The sequence below is a fragment of the Escherichia sp. HH41S genome (assembly GCF_009820115.1).
Taxonomy (GTDB): Bacteria; Pseudomonadota; Gammaproteobacteria; order Enterobacterales; family Enterobacteriaceae; genus Escherichia; species Escherichia coli_F.
Genome location: NZ_VNXE01000007.1, coordinates 190,409 through 208,218, shown reverse-complemented (window position 1 = coordinate 208,218; position 17,810 = coordinate 190,409). Strand labels below are relative to the sequence as shown.

The 17,810-nt window shown below is 50.8% G+C and carries 15 protein-coding genes; 7 read left to right on the top strand and 8 right to left on the bottom strand.

Features of this window, described 5'->3' with window-relative positions; translation table 11 throughout:
* Positions 1 to 206: 206 nt before the first annotated feature.
* Positions 207 to 899 carry a FadR/GntR family transcriptional regulator gene (locus FQZ95_RS02010; RefSeq protein WP_001131177.1) on the top strand — a complete coding sequence of 231 codons (693 nt, stop codon included), beginning with the start codon at positions 207 to 209 and terminating at the stop codon, positions 897 to 899.
* Between the two features lie 22 nt (positions 900 to 921).
* Entirely contained in the window at positions 922 to 2,349 is a 1,428-nt protein-coding gene (mdtD, locus tag FQZ95_RS02005; protein WP_001280843.1) for a multidrug transporter subunit MdtD, read from the top strand.
* Here mdtD and rbsR read toward each other — a convergent pair.
* The 7 genes from rbsR to kup all read right to left on the bottom strand — a co-directional run bounded on the left by rbsR (position 2,315) and on the right by kup (position 10,218).
* Positions 2,315 to 3,307 (bottom strand): ribose operon transcriptional repressor RbsR, encoded by a 993-nt coding sequence (gene rbsR, locus FQZ95_RS02000; protein WP_000224470.1) that lies wholly within the window; start codon positions 3,305 to 3,307, stop codon positions 2,315 to 2,317. The genes mdtD and rbsR overlap by 35 nt on opposite strands.
* Positions 3,308 to 3,310: 3 nt before the next feature.
* A complete protein-coding gene (gene rbsK / locus FQZ95_RS01995) occupies positions 3,311 to 4,240 on the bottom strand; it encodes a ribokinase (RefSeq protein WP_160529826.1) in 930 nt (309 codons plus the stop codon).
* Positions 4,241 to 4,365: 125 nt separating this feature from the next.
* Positions 4,366 to 5,256: a ribose ABC transporter substrate-binding protein RbsB gene (gene rbsB, locus FQZ95_RS01990; RefSeq protein ID WP_001056273.1), complete on the bottom strand. Its 891-nt coding sequence runs from the start codon at positions 5,254 to 5,256 to the stop codon at positions 4,366 to 4,368.
* A gap of 24 nt (positions 5,257 to 5,280) precedes the next feature.
* Positions 5,281 to 6,246, bottom strand: coding sequence for a ribose ABC transporter permease (rbsC, locus tag FQZ95_RS01985; protein ID WP_000211858.1), 966 nt, complete (start codon positions 6,244 to 6,246; stop codon positions 5,281 to 5,283).
* A gap of 4 nt (positions 6,247 to 6,250) precedes the next feature.
* Positions 6,251 to 7,756: a ribose ABC transporter ATP-binding protein RbsA gene (gene rbsA, locus FQZ95_RS01980; protein ID WP_000387771.1), complete on the bottom strand. Its 1,506-nt coding sequence runs from the start codon at positions 7,754 to 7,756 to the stop codon at positions 6,251 to 6,253.
* A 7-nt stretch (positions 7,757 to 7,763) separates the two neighbouring features.
* A complete protein-coding gene (gene rbsD, locus FQZ95_RS01975) occupies positions 7,764 to 8,183 on the bottom strand; it encodes a D-ribose pyranase (RefSeq protein WP_105288190.1) in 420 nt (139 codons plus the stop codon).
* Between the two features lie 166 nt (positions 8,184 to 8,349).
* Positions 8,350 to 10,218, bottom strand: a complete 1,869-nt coding sequence (gene kup / locus FQZ95_RS01970) for a low affinity potassium transporter Kup (RefSeq protein ID WP_000102332.1) — start codon at positions 10,216 to 10,218, stop codon at positions 8,350 to 8,352.
* A gap of 222 nt (positions 10,219 to 10,440) precedes the next feature.
* Between kup and ravA the strand changes: the two genes are divergently transcribed.
* Together ravA and viaA are read left to right on the top strand one after the other, a co-directional pair.
* The gene (gene ravA / locus FQZ95_RS01965; RefSeq protein WP_001353548.1) at positions 10,441 to 11,937 is read left to right on the top strand and encodes an ATPase RavA; all 1,497 of its coding nucleotides are present in this window, start codon (positions 10,441 to 10,443) and stop codon (positions 11,935 to 11,937) included.
* Positions 11,931 to 13,382: an ATPase RavA stimulator ViaA gene (gene viaA, locus FQZ95_RS01960; protein WP_105288191.1), complete on the top strand. Its 1,452-nt coding sequence runs from the start codon at positions 11,931 to 11,933 to the stop codon at positions 13,380 to 13,382. The genes ravA and viaA overlap by 7 nt, the downstream gene beginning before the upstream one ends.
* 4 nt (positions 13,383 to 13,386) lie before the next feature.
* Here viaA and asnA read toward each other — a convergent pair whose 3' ends face one another.
* Positions 13,387 to 14,379, bottom strand: coding sequence for an aspartate--ammonia ligase (gene asnA / locus FQZ95_RS01955; protein ID WP_105288192.1), 993 nt, complete (start codon positions 14,377 to 14,379; stop codon positions 13,387 to 13,389).
* A gap of 151 nt (positions 14,380 to 14,530) precedes the next feature.
* Here asnA and asnC point away from each other — a divergent pair, with 151 nt between their 5' ends.
* From asnC to mnmG, 3 genes are all read left to right on the top strand, one after another.
* The gene (gene asnC, locus FQZ95_RS01950; RefSeq protein WP_000432970.1) at positions 14,531 to 14,989 is read left to right on the top strand and encodes a transcriptional regulator AsnC; all 459 of its coding nucleotides are present in this window, start codon (positions 14,531 to 14,533) and stop codon (positions 14,987 to 14,989) included.
* An 89-nt stretch (positions 14,990 to 15,078) separates the two neighbouring features.
* Positions 15,079 to 15,522: an FMN-binding protein MioC gene (gene mioC / locus FQZ95_RS01945; RefSeq protein WP_000763742.1), complete on the top strand. Its 444-nt coding sequence runs from the start codon at positions 15,079 to 15,081 to the stop codon at positions 15,520 to 15,522.
* 378 nt (positions 15,523 to 15,900) lie between these two features.
* On the top strand, positions 15,901 to 17,790 hold the full coding sequence (gene mnmG / locus FQZ95_RS01940) for a tRNA uridine-5-carboxymethylaminomethyl(34) synthesis enzyme MnmG (protein ID WP_097482620.1): 1,890 nt from the start codon (positions 15,901 to 15,903) through the stop codon (positions 17,788 to 17,790).
* The last annotated feature ends 20 nt before the right edge of the window (positions 17,791 to 17,810 follow it).

Here is a 17,810-nt window from a genome sequence, read left to right as displayed (position 1 = left end):
CCGTTGTTCCGTGTCAGTGGTGGCGCATTATAGGGAGTTATTCCGGCCTGACAAGAGGAAATTTAAAATAATTTTCCGACCGCGCATTTTTTCAGCAAAAGCCCCATTAATGTGCCATAAAACAAGCAATTTGCCGTTTTTGCAACCGTAATCACACTTCCTGGTGGCATACTAAGGAGGAATAAAAAGAAAAAGGAAGATTAGTAATGCCTTTAAGCGCACAACAGTTAGCTGCACAGAAAAACCTTTCGTATGTTCTGGCTGAGAAGCTGGCGCAACGGATCTTAAAAGGTGAATATGAACCCGGCACCATTTTGCCTGGTGAGATTGAGCTGGGCGAGCAATTTGGAGTGAGTCGTACAGCGGTACGCGAAGCGGTTAAAACGTTAACGGCAAAAGGGATGGTTTTACCGCGACCACGAATTGGTACCCGGGTCATGCCACAATCAAACTGGAATTTTCTTGATCAGGAATTGCTTACCTGGTGGATGACAGAAGAGAACTTTCATCAGGTCATCGATCACTTTCTGGTTATGCGTATCTGTCTGGAGCCGCAAGCTTGCCTACTGGCTGCAACGGTTGGCACCGCGGAACAGAAGGCGCATCTCAATACGTTAATGGCCGAAATGGTGGCATTAAAAGAGAACTTTCGCCGTGAACGCTGGATTGAGGTCGATATGGCCTGGCATGAGCATATCTATGAAATGAGCGCCAATCCGTTTTTGACCTCATTCGCCTCGCTCTTCCATTCGGTTTATCACACTTACTTCACGTCAATTACCAGCGACACAGTGATAAAGCTGGATCTGCACCAGGCGATTGTTGATGCGATTATCCAAAGCGATGGCGACGCGGCATTTAAAGCTTGTCAGGCGCTGCTACGCTCACCTGATAAGTGACACCCCGATAACAGGACATTGAATGAGCGATAAAAAGAAGCGCAGTATGGCGGGTTTGCCGTGGATCGCGGCGATGGCCTTCTTCATGCAGGCACTTGATGCCACTATTCTGAATACCGCCTTACCCGCAATCGCTCATAGCCTTAATCGTTCTCCTCTCGCGATGCAATCAGCCATCATCAGTTACACGCTGACGGTGGCGATGCTTATTCCGGTAAGCGGATGGCTAGCCGATCGCTTCGGTACGCGTCGCATATTTACCCTTGCCGTGAGTCTGTTCACATTGGGTTCTCTGGCCTGCGCACTTTCTAACTCGCTACCACAGCTGGTTGTCTTCCGGGTTATTCAGGGGATAGGTGGCGCAATGATGATGCCTGTTGCTCGGCTGGCCTTACTGCGTGCTTATCCTCGTAATGAGCTTCTTCCTGTATTGAATTTTGTCGCCATGCCGGGTCTGGTGGGGCCAATTTTAGGCCCCGTACTTGGCGGCGTGCTGGTCACCTGGGCAACCTGGCACTGGATATTTTTAATCAATATCCCCATAGGTATTGCCGGCCTTCTTTACGCGCGCAAACATATGCCCAATTTCACCACCGCACGACGCAGATTCGATATCACTGGCTTTTTGCTGTTTGGCCTCAGCCTTGTTCTCTTCTCAAGCGGAATAGAGCTATTCGGTGAAAAGATTGTCGCCAGTTGGATTGCCTTGACGGTAATTGTCACCAGCATCGGGTTACTGCTTCTCTATATTCTCCATGCACGACGCACGCTAAACCCATTAATTTCATTAGATTTATTTAAAACCCGCACTTTCTCGATCGGTATAGTAGGCAATATTGCAACCCGTCTGGGGACCGGCTGTGTACCGTTCCTTATGCCATTGATGTTACAGGTAGGATTTGGTTATCAGGCGTTTATTGCCGGCTGTATGATGGCACCGACAGCGTTAGGTTCCATTATTGCAAAATCGATGGTTACCCAAGTCTTACGTCGTCTGGGCTATCGCCATACGTTAGTGGGGATCACGGTAATTATTGGGCTAATGATCGCTCAGTTCTCTTTGCAATCACCAGCAATGGCGATATGGATGCTGATCTTGCCGTTGTTTATATTAGGGATGGCTATGTCGACGCAATTTACCGCGATGAATACCATCACACTTGCCGATCTGACCGATGACAACGCCAGCAGCGGTAACAGTGTTCTGGCGGTCACGCAGCAACTGTCTATCAGTTTAGGCGTTGCTGTAAGTGCGGCCGTCCTTCGCGTTTATGAAGGGATGGAAGGCACAACGACTGTCGAACAATTCCACTATACGTTTATCACAATGGGCATTATTACTGTTGCTTCAGCAGCAATGTTCATGCTTCTGAAAACAACTGATGGTAATAATTTGATCAAAAGACAGCGTAAATCTAAGCCGAACCGCGTTCCATCAGAATCGGAGTAAGTTGTAATCGTTGTTGCTGAAGGGTCGGTTGGGTTATCCGATGGATGAGTACATCAATCGCCAGCTCCCCCAGTTCATCTTTCGGTTGATGGATAGTGGTTAATGGTGGCGTCATAAAGCTTGCCAGTTCGATATCGTCATAGCCAATCACCGCGATATCCTGCGGAACCTGTAACTCTGCCTGATATAGCGCCTGGTAAACGCCAACAGCCATAGCGTCATTTCCGGTAAAGACGGCCTGAGGACGCAGCGGATGTGATAACAGTTGGCGCATGGCGTCAAACCCGCCGTTAAATTCAAAATCACCAGTGACTTCATAGCCATCAGGAATGTTGAGACCCGCACGTTTCATCGCCGCCCGATAACCTTCCAACCGCAGGCGCGCCGGGGTTTTATCCAGCGGGCCGGTAATACAGGCGATACGGGTATGACCTTTATCGATCAGATATTGCGTTGCTAAGTCTCCGCCCAGCAACGAATTATCCTGAATGAGATCGCTGTCGCCATCGAATGGTGCCCAGTCCATCATCACGGTAGGCACTGTCGGATAACGTTGCATGATTTCACGCGAAGGCTGATGCGTTTCGGTGCACAGTAACAGCAAGCCATCAACGCGTTTTTGCATCAGCGTTTCCAGATTGCGATTCATCCGCTGTTCATCGCCTTCGGTATTGCAAAGGACAAGACTATAACCGCGTTCGAAGCAGCTGCGTTCAACGCCACGCACCAGTTCAGAATAGAAAGGATTGGTACTGGCAGTGATCAACATGCCAATGGTATGTGTTTGATTGAGTTTGAGGCTACGCGCCAGAGCTGATGGCGCGTAATTGAGTTCTTTAATCGCCGCTTCAACTTTGGCGGTAATCGCTTCACTGACGAAGCGATCTTTATTGATAACGTGAGAAACTGTTGAGGTAGAAACGCCCGCCAGGCGGGCAACATCTTTCATTGTAGCCAAGCGTCACCTCTGCCTGTCTAAAAATGCGTCGATCTCTTCACGCCACGGTACGGAAGGTTGTGCGCCTTTACGTGTTACGGCAATCGCAGCGGCGGCATGGGCAAAACGAATCGCCTCTGGCAATGGTTTTTCTTCCAGCAACGCCGTGATTAACGCGCCGTTAAAAGTATCTCCGGCAGCAATGGTATCGACAGCCTGCACCCGGAATCCAGGAACGCGCTGACCTTCACCATTCACGCTAGCCCATACACCACGACTTCCTAAAGTAATCAGTACAGTACGGATACCTTTTTCATGCAGTGCCTGCGCCGCTTTCGCTGCATCTTCATCATTTTCAACACGAATATCGGTGAGCTTTTCTGCTTCCGTTTCGTTTGGCGTAATAATGTCCACCAGTTCCAGCAGTTCGTCAGGAAGTTCACGAGCCGGAGCTGGGTTAAGCGCAACGATAGTCTTATTTTGATGGGCGATTTTCGCCGCTGCCATCACACTTTCGAGTGGTGATTCCAGCTGCATTAATAATGCTGACGCGTTGGCAATACGCTCACGTTGCGCTTCCACCAGCGTCGGGGAAAGGGCAGCATTAGCGCCGGCATGAATACCGATGACATTCTCACCTTCGCCATTAACAAAAATCAGCGCCACACCTGTTGATTCGCCTTTGATCACGCTCACCGGAGAAATATCGATGTTATCAGTGGCGAGCTGCTGGCGAACGCTTTCACCAATGCTGTCATCACCCGTACAGGCAATAAACGCGATATTCGCACCGCTACGCCCTGCAGCCACAGCCTGATTCGCGCCTTTGCCGCCAAATGCAACCTGATAGTGGTTACCGGTTACGGTTTCGCCTGGAGTAGGAAAAGATTGAAGATTAAGAATGTGGTCAGCATTAATGCTGCCAAGAACAACGAGGCTGCCTGCGTTTTGCATATTCGGGATGTCCATAAAATGCGCCACCGTGTTAGGGTGGCGCGTGCCCTGCTTTTCTTTATTTTACACGTTCATCTGTCGATGACGTATTTATGTCACCATCAGGTCATACAACCTGATTAAAACTACTGCTTAACAACCAGTTTCAGATCAACCGGATACTTAGCCTGAACTTTCTCGCCTTTCAGCACTTTATCGGCGGTTTCGACGCCTTTCGCGCCAATCTGATCGGGTAGCTGAGCGATAGTCGCTGCTAGTTTGCCATCATTCACCGCTTTTTCGCCATCCGGTGTACCGTCAAATCCGACGACCATCACATCCGATTTACCGGCAGTTTGCAGTGCGCGCAGCGCGCCCAGCGCCATTTCATCATTCTGCGCGAACACAGCCTGAACATCCGGATGAGCGGTCAACAGGTTCTGCATTACGTTCAAACCTTTGGTACGGTCAAAATCCGCTGGCTGGCTGGCAAGAACATTAAACTTGTGAGCAGCAACGGCCTGCTGGAAACCTTCGCCACGCTCACGGGCTGCGGAGGTACCGGCAATGCCTTGCAGCTCGATAACTTTGGCACCTTCACCCGCTTTCTTCGCGATATAATCCCCCGCGATTTTGCCGCCCAGTACGTTATCAGAAGCAATATGGCTCACTACTTCACCTTTCGTGGCCTGGCGGTCAAGAGTGATAACCGGGATGTTCGCTTGGTTAGCCATCTTCACAGCATTACCCACTGCGTCGGAGTCGGTCGGGTTAATCAGCAGAATTTTGGTGCCGCGAACGGTTAAGTCCTGTACGTTCGCCAGCTCTTTCGCCGGGTTATTCTGGGAGTCCAGCACCACCAGGTTATAGCCGAGTTTATCCGCCTCTTTCTGCGCGCCATCTTTCAGCGATACAAAGAACGGGTTGTTAAGCGTGGAAACCACCAGCGCGATGGTGTCTTTTGCCATCGCATTCGCACTGACGGTGGCGCTTAGCGCAACAGCGGAAACCAGGGTAGCCAGTTTTTTCATGTTCATATTCAAGATGTCCTGTAGTCGTTATTACTGTTTTTTGTTGTCTACCAGCACCGCCAGCAAAATCACCACCGCTTTGACGATCATCTGGTAATAGGAGGAAACACCTAACAAATTCAATCCATTATTAAGGAAGCCAAGAATTAATGCGCCGATCAACGTCCCAACAATGCGACCTTTTCCGCCCGCCAGACTCGTACCGCCCAGAACCACCGCAGCAATGGCATCCAGCTCATAGCCAGTCCCCGCAGTGGGTTGTGCGGAGGAGAGACGCGCCACTTCAATGATCCCGGCCAGCGATGCCAGCAGACCACAAAGAGAATAGACGATGATTTTGATTTTATTGACGTTGATACCAGAAAGACGTGTAGCCGCTTCGTTGCCGCCCAGCGCGTAGATGTAACGCCCCAAACGTGTGTGATGCAGCATGTACCAGGCCGCGAGGAACACAATTCCCATGATCCAGACTGGCGTTGGTACGCCCAACGGACGACCAATACCAAACCAGCCGAACAGATCGGCGTTCTCAGTAAAGCCGGTATTCACTGGGCTCCCGTTGGTATAAACCATGGTCACGCCGCGCAGTAAAAGCATCATAACCAGCGTAGCGATAAACGCCTGGACACGACCTTTCGCTACAATCACCCCGGTTACCGCACCAATAGCGGCACCTAACGCGAGAGCGGCAGCGACAGCCACCAGCGCATTGACTTCAATGCCGACGATAGATGCAGCTACTGCGCCAGTCAGCGCCAACAGAGAACCTACTGACAAGTCGATGCCCGACGTCAGGATCACCAGCGTCATCCCGACCGCCATAATGGCATTCACCGAGGTTTGCTGGAGAATATTGAATAAGTTATTGATGGTGAAAAAGTTCGGGCTTAACGTCGAGACAATCGCGATCAGCACCAGCAGAGCGATAAGCGATTTCTGCTCCATCAGCCACGCTTTCGTGAAATAACGGCGACCAGAGACAGTCTGGGTTGTCATTTTTTTACTCCTGATTCACGCGATTAAGCTTGCCCACAGCGGCAGCCATTAACACTTCCTGGGTGGCCTGCTCACGAGTAAATTCCCCGCTGAGATGCCCTTCATGCATGACGATGATGCGATCGCTCATGCCTAATACTTCTGGCATCTCCGATGACACCAGAATGATGCTCAAGCCATCGGCTTTGAACTGGTTAATCAGTTGATAGATCTCTTTTTTCGCACCAACATCTACGCCACGGGTAGGTTCATCAAGAATCAACACTTTGGGGCGTGTCATCAGTCCACGGGCAATCGCCACTTTTTGCTGATTGCCACCGGAGAGCAAACCAATTGCCTGTTCCATCGACGGCGTTTTCACATTAAACAGACGAATAAAATCACTCACTGCCTGCTGTTCATCGGCATGCTTCAAACTGCCGCCAGTACGGCTAAAGTAACGCAGCGCAGTCAGCGACATATTCTCTTTGACTGACATACCCAGCACTAAACCGTCACGTTTGCGGTCTTCGGAGATATACACAATGCCGTTTGCCAGGCCATCCTGCGGTGAACGGGTAACGACTTCATGCCCATCCAGAGTGACGTAACCGCTGGTGCGCGGCAGTGCGCCGTAGAGCACTTTCATCAGTTCAGTACGACCTGCGCCCATCAAACCAGAGACGCCAAGAATTTCACCTTTGCGTAAGGTAAATGAAACATCATTAACGCCAGGTCCGCAGAGATTATCGACTTTCAGGCGGATATCGCCCGGCGCTTTGTCCAGGTGTGGATATTGATCTTCCAGCTTGCGGCCCACCATCATCTCAATCAGCGAATCTTCGGTCAGTGATGCCACTTCGCGCTCAGCAATAAATTGCCCATCACGAAAAACGGTAACGTCATCGCAAATCTCGAAGATTTCTTTCATGCGGTGGGAGATATAGACAATACCGCGGCCTTGCGATTTCAGCTCGCGGATGACGCGGAACAGGGATTCGGTTTCGGTATCGGTCAGCGCATCGGTCGGTTCATCCATAATGATGACTTTCGACTCAAAGCTCAGCACTTTGGCAATTTCAACCATTTGCTGGTCACCGATGGAAAGATCGCCCACCAGCTTGTCACTTTTAAAACGCAGGTTAAGTTTAGCCAGCAATTTATCCGCTTCGGCATACATGGTTTTCCAGTCAATTTTGCCAAAGCGATTAACAAACTCACGGCCGAGGAAAATATTTTCGGCAATGGTTAACTGCGGGATCAGGTTCAGTTCCTGATGGATGATTCCAATGCCGGCTTCCTGGGAGGATTTCGGCCCGGTAAACGTTGTTTCTTTCCCCAGCCATAAAAGCGTACCGGCATCACGCGTATAGATACCAGTAAGCACTTTCATCATGGTGGATTTACCCGCGCCGTTTTCACCCACCAGCGCCATTACACGCCCCGGATAGACATTTAACGCGGCGCCCGAGAGGGCTTTTACGCCCGGAAAGGCTTTATCAATGCCTTTAAGCTGTAGTAATGCTTCCATGACGGCCTCAGAACGTCACGCCAGCACAGAGAATGATATTCGCATACGGAGAACATTCTCCGCTGCGAATTACCGCCTGACTTTCTGCGGTTTGTTGTTTGAATTGTTCATGCGTGGTGTAACGAATTTCAATGGTATTTCCCTGGTGTTGTTGCAGCTGCTCAAGGTGAGTGAGCAACGTTTCGTGGAGTTGCGGATTATGTTGTTTGATCTCTTCCGCGATAATGGCAGCCTCGACCTGCATTTCATTTGTGACGACGCCCAGCACCTGCATAAAAGAAGGTATCCCCTGGGTTAATGCCATATCGATACGCGTTGTACTTTTGGGGATGGGTAAACCAGCATCACACACCACCAACGTATCGGTATGTCCCAGACGGGAGATCACCGAAGAAATATCAGAATTAAGAACGGTGCCTTTTTTCATTTTTTTCTCCATCAGCGAAACGTTTCGCTGACCCGCAGTTTAATCCTGACTGAGTTGGGAAAACCATCGTGACGTTACGGAAATGTGATCAACATCGAAACGTTTTACATGGTGATTAACCATGAAAACAAAAACGCCCCCTTATGGAGAAAGGAGGCGTCTGGCGTTAAATTTCGACCTGAGTACCCAGTTCGATAACCCTGTTTGGCGGGATTTCAAATTGATCCGGTGCGCGCAGCGCATTACGTTGCAACAGCAAATACAGCTTGCCGCGCAAACGCAAATACCACGGACGTTTGCCGAGGATCAGTGATTCATGCGACATAAAGAAGGAGGTTTCCATCATCCGGCAACTTAATCCTTCCAGACCGCAGCGGTGGAATACTTCTTCCACGTTTGGCGTTTCTCGCCAACCATAACTTGCCACCACGCGCCAGAAAGTGGGCGACAGTTGTTCAATCTGTACCCGACGGACGTTATGGACATAAGGCGCGTCTTCGGTGCGCAGAGTTAACAGAATCACCCGCTCATGCAATACCTTGTTATGTTTAAGGTTATGCATCAGCGCAAAGGGAATGACGTTGATTGCACGTGACATATACACCGCGGTCCCAGGCACGCGAACGGGCGGTGATTTCTCCAGCGAAGCAATCATCGCCTCCAGAGAGTTGCCATGTTCATGCATCCGCCGCAGCAAGCGGAAACGCTCGCTCTTCCAGGTAGTCATCACGATAAACATTACCGTACCGAGACTCAGTGGCAACCAGCCGCCGGAGAGCAGTTTATCGAGGTTAGCGGTGAACAATGGAATATCAACACAAAGGAAAGCAATCAGGATCAGCGCAACAAAATACTTATTCCAGTGCCAGTTCTGACGTGCCACGGTAGTTGAGAGAATAGACGTCAGTACCATGGTTCCGGTCACCGCAATCCCGTACGCCGCCGCCAGGTTGCTGGAGTGCTCAAAGCTGACGATCACAATCACGACCGCGACATAGAGCATCCAGTTCACAAACGGAATATAGATTTGCCCAGACTCCATTTCGGAGGTGTGAATAATGCGCATCGGCGACAAATATCCCAGACGTACGGCCTGACGCGTCAATGAGAAGACGCCAGAGATAACTGCCTGCGAGGCAATTACCGTCGCCAGTGCGGCGATGATCAGCAGCGGGATCAGCGCCCAGTCCGGTGCCAACAGGAAGAACGGGTTCTTAATTGCTTCCGGGTTCTTTAACAACAGCGCTCCCTGACCGAAGTAATTAAGAGTTAAGGAAGGCAATACGACGGTGAACCACGCCAGACGAATCGGGAACTTACCAAAGTGCCCCATATCAGCATACAGCGCCTCGACCCCCGTAATCGACAGCACCACTGCCCCTAATGCAATAAAAGAAACCGTTTTGTATTCAAGGAAGAAATGCACCGCCCACATCGGATTCAGCGCATGCAGCACTTCCGGGTTAGCAATAATGCTACGTAACCCCAGTACTGCCAGAATCAAAAACCAGGTCAGCATGATCGGCGCAAACAGCTTACCGACCATAGCCGTGCCATGTTTTTGAATCATAAATAGTAAAGTGAGAACGATGATTGAGAGGGGAACTATCCAGGTATCCAGCTGCGGGGCGACGATTTCCAGACCTTCAATGGCAGACATCACCGAAATAGCGGGTGTAATGACGACTTCACCATAGAAAAAGCTGCCGCCGATTAATCCCATAATCACCAGCATTGATGTGGTTCGCGCCGACGTATTGCGCCCGGCAAGCGACATCAACGTCAGAATGCCCCCTTCCCCGGCGTTATCTGCCCGCATCACGAAGGTGAGATATTTAATGGAAACCACAAAGATTAGCAGCCAGAAGATCAGCGATAAAAAGCCAAACACGGCATCGCGTTCAACGCCAAAACCAAACTGGCCGGACAAACATTCACGAAGTGTATATAACGGGCTGGTACCAATATCGCCGTAGACAACTCCAATCGCCGCGAGGGTAATCGCGGGCAACGATTGCTTATTATCAGTGCTCATAGACTAGTCTTTCGTTGAAATATGAAATGTGTGCTTAGTCCCTTGGCCCACAAAAAAGCGCACAGTATGCACGATTAACGACAAAATCGTACTCCTAAATGCGGCCACATTAACCTGGCTCAAAGAAAAATAGACCTCTTTTGAGACTATTTTAGCCACCAGTAAGAAACGTCTATACTCGCAATTTACGCAGAACTTTTGACGAAAGGACGCCACTTCATTATGGCTCACCCTCATTTATTAGCGGAAAGAATTTCCCGCCTGAGCAGTTCGTTGGAAAAGGGGCTTTATGAACGTAGCCACGCCATCCGCTTGTGTTTATTAGCGGCATTAAGTGGTGAAAGTGTGTTCCTCCTTGGCCCGCCAGGCATTGCCAAAAGTTTGATCGCCCGGCGCTTAAAATTCGCCTTTCAGAATGCCCGCGCGTTTGAATATCTGATGACCCGCTTCTCCACGCCGGAAGAAGTTTTTGGTCCCCTTTCTATTCAGGCGCTAAAAGATGAAGGGCGCTATGAACGTTTAACCAGCGGTTACCTGCCGGAAGCAGAAATCGTCTTTCTGGATGAGATCTGGAAAGCGGGCCCGGCAATTCTTAATACCTTGCTCACCGCCATTAACGAGCGCCAGTTCCGCAACGGTGCACACGTAGAAAAAATCCCGATGCGTCTGCTGGTGGCGGCCTCCAACGAGCTGCCGGAAGCAGACAGCAGTCTGGAAGCGTTATATGACCGCATGCTGATTCGTCTGTGGTTAGATAAAGTGCAGGATAAAGCGAATTTCCGCTCCATGCTGACCAGTCAACAGGATGAAAATGACAATCCGGTTCCTGCCTCCTTGCAGGTCACTGATGAAGAATATGAACGCTGGCAGAAAGAGATTGGTGAAATTACGCTGCCCGATCATGTATTTGAGCTGATTTTTATGCTGCGCCAGCAACTGGATAAATTACCGGATGCGCCTTATGTCTCGGATCGTCGCTGGAAAAAAGCGATCCGCTTATTGCAGGCCAGCGCCTTTTTTAGCGGTCGCAGTGCTGTTGCCCCGGTAGATCTCATTTTGCTGAAAGATTGCCTGTGGTATGACGCGCAAAGCCTGAATTTGATACAACAACAAATTGATGTATTGATGACCGGTCATGCCTGGCAACAGCAAGGGATGTTGACCCGCCTGGGCGCGATTGTGCAACGTCACCTGCAACTACAGCAGCAACAAAGCGATAAAACAGCCTTAACGGTAATTCGTCTGGGCGGCATTTTCAGCCGTCGTCAGCAGTATCAACTCCCTGTTAACGTTACTGCTTCCACTCTGACTCTGCTGCTGCAAAAACCGTTAAAACTGCATGATATGGAAGTGGTTCATATCTCCTTTGAGCGTAGCGCGCTGGAACAGTGGCTGAGCAGAGGTGGTGAAATTCGCGGCAAACTGAACGGTATCGGCTTTGCCCAGAAACTGAATCTGGAAGTTGATAGCGCCCAACATCTTGTCGTACGCGATGTAAGTTTACAAGGCAGTACGCTGGCACTTCCCGGTTCATCGGCTGAAGGTCTGCCAGGTGAAATAAAACAACAACTGGAAGAGCTTGAAAGCGACTGGCGCAAGCAACACGCTTTATTCAGCGAACAGCAAAAATGTCTGTTTATCCCTGGCGACTGGTTAGGTCGCATTGAAGCCAGCCTACAGGATGTCGGCACCCAGATTCGCCAGGCACAACAATGCTAACGCTGGATACGCTTAATGTGATGCTGGCCGTCAGCGAAGAGGGATTGATCGAAGAGATGATCATCGCGCTGCTGGCCTCACCGCAGCTGGCAGTCTTCTTTGAAAAATTCCCACGACTGAAGGCGGCAATCACTGATGATGTTCCCCGCTGGCGTGAGGCGCTGCGCAGTCGGCTGAAAGATGCCCGAGTCCCGCCGGAACTCACCGAAGAGGTGATGTGCTATCAGGAAAGCCAGCTCCTCTCCACGCCGCAGTTTATTGTGCAGCTACCACAGATCCTGGACTTACTGCATCGTCTGAATTCCCCATGGGCAGAACAAGCCCGACAGTTGGTTGATGCTAACAGCACGATCACTTCAGCGTTACACACACTTTTTCTCCAGCGTTGGCGTTTAAGTCTGATCGTGCAAGCAACGACGTTAAATCAACAGCTATTAGAAGAAGAACGCGAACAACTGTTGAGTGAAGTTCAGGAACGCATGACGCTGAGCGGGCAACTTGAACCGATTCTCGCAGATAACAATACCGCAGCTGGTCGTCTGTGGGATATGAGCGCCGGTCAGCTTAAACGTGGCGACTATCAGTTGATTGTGAAATACGGTGAATTTCTTAACGAACAGCCGGAACTGAAACGCCTGGCAGAACAGTTGGGGCGTTCCCGGGAAGCCAAATCAATACCGCGCAACGATGCGCAGATGGAAACCTTCCGTACCATGGTGCGCGAACCGGCGACCGTTCCTGAGCAGGTTGATGGACTGCAACAAAGCGATGATATTTTACGCCTTCTACCACCGGAACTGGCGACGCTGGGGATAACGGAACTGGAGTATGAGTTTTACCGTCGGCTGGTGGAAAAACAATTGCTCACCTATCGCCTTCACGGTGAGTCGTGGCGTGAAAAAGTTATCGAACGCCCGGTAGTTCATAAAGATTACGACGAACAGCCGCGCGGACCGTTTATTGTCTGCGTGGATACTTCCGGCTCAATGGGCGGCTTTAATGAACAGTGTGCGAAAGCGTTCTGTCTGGCATTGATGCGCATAGCCCTCGCTGAAAATCGTCGCTGCTTTATTATGTTATTTTCCACCGAGATCGTCCGTTATGAGCTTTCAGGCCCACAAGGTATTGAGCAAGCGATCCGCTTTTTAAGTCAGCAGTTTCGTGGTGGCACCGATCTTGCCAGTTGTTTTCGCGCCATTATGGAACGCTTGCAAAGTCGGGAGTGGTTTGACGCCGATGCGGTGGTGATTTCTGATTTTATCGCCCAGCGGTTGCCTGACGACGTGACGAGCAAAGTGAAAGAGTTGCAGCGGGTACATCAGCATCGCTTTCATGCCGTGGCGATGTCAGCGCACGGCAAACCCGGCATCATGCGCATTTTCGATCATATCTGGCGCTTTGATACCGGGATGCGAAGCCGCCTGCTCAGACGCTGGCGGCGATAAATTATTACAGCAGAGAAGGGACGCTCTCGCGAACAGCAGTAGGCCATACACCACACTGAACCTGACCGATATGTGGCAGTTGCAACAGCAGCATGGTCAAACGAGACTGGCCAATACCGCCGCCAATGGTCTGCGGCATTTCACCGCGCAGCAGCGCCTGATGCCACTCCAGCTGCAGACGATCTTCATCCCCGGTCAGCGCCAGCTGATGTTTCAACGTATCGGCATCCACGCGGATCCCCATGGAAGAAAGCTCAAACGCATCTTCCAGTACCGGGTTCCATACCAGAATATCGCCGTTCAGACCCGCATGGCCCAGCTCTGACGGGGTGCTCCAGTCATCATAATCCGGTGCGCGCACGTCGTGGCGATGACCATCACTCAACTTGCCGCCAATCCCGACGAGGAATACCGCGCCAAGATCTTTCGCAATCGCCCGCTCACGTCCTTTGGCATCGAGATCCGGATAACGAGCCAGTAACTCCTGGCTGTGTACGAAGTGGATCTGATCCGGCAGGAACGGTGCCAGGCCAAACTCTTCGCTAACCGCAGCTTCGGTTGCTTTAATTCCCGCCCAGATCGCCTCTACCGTGCTTTTCAGAGTCGAGAATTGACGCTCGCCGTCGCCCATTACGCGTTCCCAGTCCCACTGGTCAACATAGACCGAGTGCAACGGGGAAAGACGGTCTTCATCGGGGCGAAGGGCTTTCATGTGCGTGTACAGCCCTTCGCCCGCGCTGAAGTCGTGTTGCCCTAAGGTCTGACGTTTCCACTTCGCCAGTGAATGAACCACTTCGAACTGGGCATCAGGCAGAGCTTTCACTTTTACCTGCACCGCTTTTTCACAGCCCGACAAGTTATCCTGCGTGCCATCCCCCACACGGCTAAGAATCGGCGCCTGGACTTCAATCAGCCCCAGACGTTCTTCCAGTTGACGAGAAAAGTGAGATTTCACGAAGCTAATTTGACGTTGTTTGGCAATGTAAGCGGTTTTCATTTTTTATACTCCTGCGTCCTGTTGCTTATGATTAAGCAACAAAAACCGACACATATGCAATAATCATTCAATAAAAAGCTTCATGCACTTTTGATTCATTAAAAAAGAGGGCTAAAATAGAATGAATCATCAATCCGCATAAGAAAATCCTATGGAAAATTATCTGATCGACAATCTGGACCGTGGCATCCTGGAAGCATTAATGGGCAATGCGCGCACCGCTTACGCCGAACTGGCGAAACAATTTGGCGTCAGTCCGGGGACAATTCACGTTCGAGTAGAGAAAATGAAGCAGGCGGGGATCATTACCGGGGCACGTATTGATGTCAGCCCGAAGCAGCTCGGTTATGACGTAGGCTGCTTTATCGGCATTATATTAAAGAGCGCCAAAGACTATCCTTCCGCGCTGGCAAAGCTGGAAAGCCTCGATGAAGTCACTGAAGCCTATTACACAACTGGCCACTACAGCATCTTTATCAAAGTGATGTGCCGTTCGATCGATGCTCTCCAGCATGTACTTATCAACAAGATCCAAACAATTGATGAAATTCAGTCCACCGAGACACTGATCGTCCTGCAAAACCCGATCATGCGTACCATTAAGCCATGATCAGCTTTTTTAATCCCATACTTTTCCACAGGTAGATCCCAACGCGTTCACAGCGTACAATACGCCACTCTTAATAAAGGTGGCGGTTTATGGCAGATATCACTCTTATCAGCGGCAGCACCCTCGGCGGTGCCGAATATGTGGCAGAACACCTGGCTGAAAAGCTGGAAGAGGCGGGTTTTACCACCGAAACGCTGCACGGTCCGCTGTTGGAAGATTTATCTGCCTCGGGGATCTGGCTGGTTATCAGCTCAACCCACGGTGCCGGAGATATTCCGGACAACCTTTCTCCTTTCTATGAAGCATTGCAGGAACAGAAGCCCGATCTTTCTGCGGTCCGCTTTGGCGCTATCGGTATTGGCAGTCGTGAATATGACACCTTTTGTGGGGCTATCGATAAACTCGAGGCAGAACTCAAAAATTCCGGTGCAAAACAGACAGGCGAAACACTGAAGATCAACATCCTTGATCACGACATTCCGGAAGATCCGGCAGAAGAATGGCTGGGCTCGTGGATTAATTTACTCAAATAAGTATACAGATCGTGCGATCTGTTGTGGATAACTCTGTCAGGAAGCTTGGATCAACCGGTAGTTATCCAAAGAACAACGGTTGTTCAGTTTTTGAGTTGTGTATAACCCCTCATTCTGATCCCAGCTTATACGGTCCAGGATCACCGATCATTCACAGTTAATGATCCTTTCCAGGTTGTTGATCTTAAACGCCGGATCCTTGTTATCCACAGGGAAGTGCGATCCTAATAAGAGATCACAATAGAACAGATCTCTAAATAAATAGATCTTCTTTTTAATACCCAGGATCCCAGGTCTTTCTCAAGCCGACAAAGTTGAGTAGAATCCACGGCCCGGGCTTCAATCCATTTTCATACCGCGTTATGCGAGGCAATCACCATGTTTTATCCGGATCCTTTTGACGTCATCATCATTGGCGGGGGTCATGCAGGCACCGAGGCCGCGATGGCCGCGGCGCGTATGGGTCAACAGACTCTGCTTTTGACACACAATATCGACACTCTGGGGCAGATGAGCTGCAACCCGGCAATCGGCGGTATTGGGAAGGGACATCTGGTAAAAGAAGTGGATGCACTCGGCGGTCTGATGGCGAAAGCGATCGATCAGGCGGGTATCCAGTTTAGGATACTAAACGCAAGCAAGGGACCGGCAGTTCGCGCTACCCGAGCTCAGGCGGATCGTGTGCTCTACCGTCAGGCGGTACGTACGGCGCTGGAGAACCAACCGAACCTGATGATCTTCCAGCAGGCGGTTGAAGATCTTATTGTCGAAAACGATCGCGTGGTCGGTGCTGTTACCCAAATGGGACTGAAGTTCCGTGCCAAAGCCGTCGTGCTCACCGTTGGGACGTTCCTCGACGGTAAAATTCATATCGGTCTGGATAACTACAGCGGTGGCCGTGCTGGTGATCCGCCGTCCATTCCGCTCTCTCGCCGTTTGCGTGAACTGCCGCTGCGCGTTGGTCGTCTGAAAACCGGGACACCGCCGCGTATTGATGCGCGTACTATCGACTTCAGCGTGCTGGCACAACAGCATGGCGATAACCCAATGCCGGTATTCTCGTTTATGGGCAATGCGTCCCAGCATCCACAGCAGGTGCCGTGTTATATCACTCATACCAACGAGAAAACCCATGATGTGATCCGCAGTAACCTCGATCGTAGCCCAATGTACGCAGGGGTGATCGAAGGTGTCGGCCCACGCTACTGCCCGTCGATCGAAGACAAAGTCATGCGCTTCGCCGACAGAAATCAGCATCAGATCTTCCTTGAACCGGAAGGGCTGACCTCTAACGAAATTTATCCGAACGGTATCTCCACCAGCCTGCCGTTCGATGTGCAGATGCAAATCGTCCGCTCCATGCAGGGGATGGAAAACGCGAAGATCGTGCGTCCGGGTTATGCCATTGAGTATGACTTCTTCGATCCACGCGACCTGAAACCGACGCTGGAGAGCAAGTTTATCCAGGGGCTGTTCTTTGCTGGTCAGATTAACGGCACTACCGGTTATGAAGAAGCCGCTGCGCAAGGTTTGCTGGCCGGTCTTAACGCTGCCCGTCTGTCTGCTGACAAAGAAGGTTGGGCTCCGGCGCGTTCTCAGGCGTATCTCGGCGTACTGGTTGATGACCTGTGCACTTTAGGAACCAAAGAACCGTATCGTATGTTTACCTCGCGCGCAGAATATCGTCTGATGCTGCGCGAAGATAATGCGGATCTGCGTTTGACTGAAATTGGTCGTGAACTGGGCCTGGTGGATGACGAACGTTGGGCACGCTTTAACGAGAAACTTGAGAATATCGAGCGTGAGCGTCAGCGTCTGAAATCGACCTGGGTAACCCCGTCGGCGGAAGCTGCAGCCGAAGTGAATGCTCACCTGACTGCGCCGCTTTCCCGTGAAGCCAGTGGTGAAGATCTGCTGCGTCGTCCGGAAATGACTTATGAAAAATTAACCACGCTGACGCCGTTTGCCCCTGCGTTGACAGACGAACAGGCGGCGGAACAGGTTGAGATTCAGGTTAAATACGAAGGTTATATCGCGCGCCAGCAAGATGAGATCGAAAAGCAGCAGCGTAACGAGAATACCTTGCTGCCAGCGACGCTGGATTACCGCCAGGTATCCGGTCTTTCTAACGAAGTGATCGCCAAACTTAACGATCACAAACCGGCTTCTATCGGTCAGGCTTCGCGTATTTCTGGCGTCACGCCTGCTGCCATCTCCATTCTGCTGGTGTGGCTAAAAAAACAGGGTATGCTGCGTCGTAGCGCATAACGCATTAAAAATGCCTGGTA

Bases quoted from the DNA above. Each gene is read 5' to 3' on its own strand.
- viaA (WP_105288191.1), top strand. From the start codon at position 11,931: ATGCTAACGCTGGATACGCTTAATGTGATGCTGGCCGTCAGCGAAGAG.
- ravA (WP_001353548.1), top strand. From the start codon at position 10,441: ATGGCTCACCCTCATTTATTAGCGGAAAGAATTTCCCGCCTGAGCAGT.
- rbsK (WP_160529826.1), bottom strand. From the start codon at position 4,240: ATGCAAAACGCAGGCAGCCTCGTTGTTCTTGGCAGCATTAATGCTGAC.
- asnC (WP_000432970.1), top strand. From the start codon at position 14,531: ATGGAAAATTATCTGATCGACAATCTGGACCGTGGCATCCTGGAAGCA.
- mdtD (WP_001280843.1), top strand. From the start codon at position 922: ATGAGCGATAAAAAGAAGCGCAGTATGGCGGGTTTGCCGTGGATCGCG.
- mioC (WP_000763742.1), top strand. From the start codon at position 15,079: ATGGCAGATATCACTCTTATCAGCGGCAGCACCCTCGGCGGTGCCGAA.
- rbsC (WP_000211858.1), bottom strand. From the start codon at position 6,246: ATGACAACCCAGACTGTCTCTGGTCGCCGTTATTTCACGAAAGCGTGG.
- mnmG (WP_097482620.1), top strand. From the start codon at position 15,901: ATGTTTTATCCGGATCCTTTTGACGTCATCATCATTGGCGGGGGTCAT.
- rbsA (WP_000387771.1), bottom strand. From the start codon at position 7,756: ATGGAAGCATTACTACAGCTTAAAGGCATTGATAAAGCCTTTCCGGGC.
- FQZ95_RS02010 (WP_001131177.1), top strand. From the start codon at position 207: ATGCCTTTAAGCGCACAACAGTTAGCTGCACAGAAAAACCTTTCGTAT.
- kup (WP_000102332.1), bottom strand. From the start codon at position 10,218: ATGAGCACTGATAATAAGCAATCGTTGCCCGCGATTACCCTCGCGGCG.
- asnA (WP_105288192.1), bottom strand. From the start codon at position 14,379: ATGAAAACCGCTTACATTGCCAAACAACGTCAAATTAGCTTCGTGAAA.
- rbsB (WP_001056273.1), bottom strand. From the start codon at position 5,256: ATGAACATGAAAAAACTGGCTACCCTGGTTTCCGCTGTTGCGCTAAGC.
- rbsD (WP_105288190.1), bottom strand. From the start codon at position 8,183: ATGAAAAAAGGCACCGTTCTTAATTCTGATATTTCTTCGGTGATCTCC.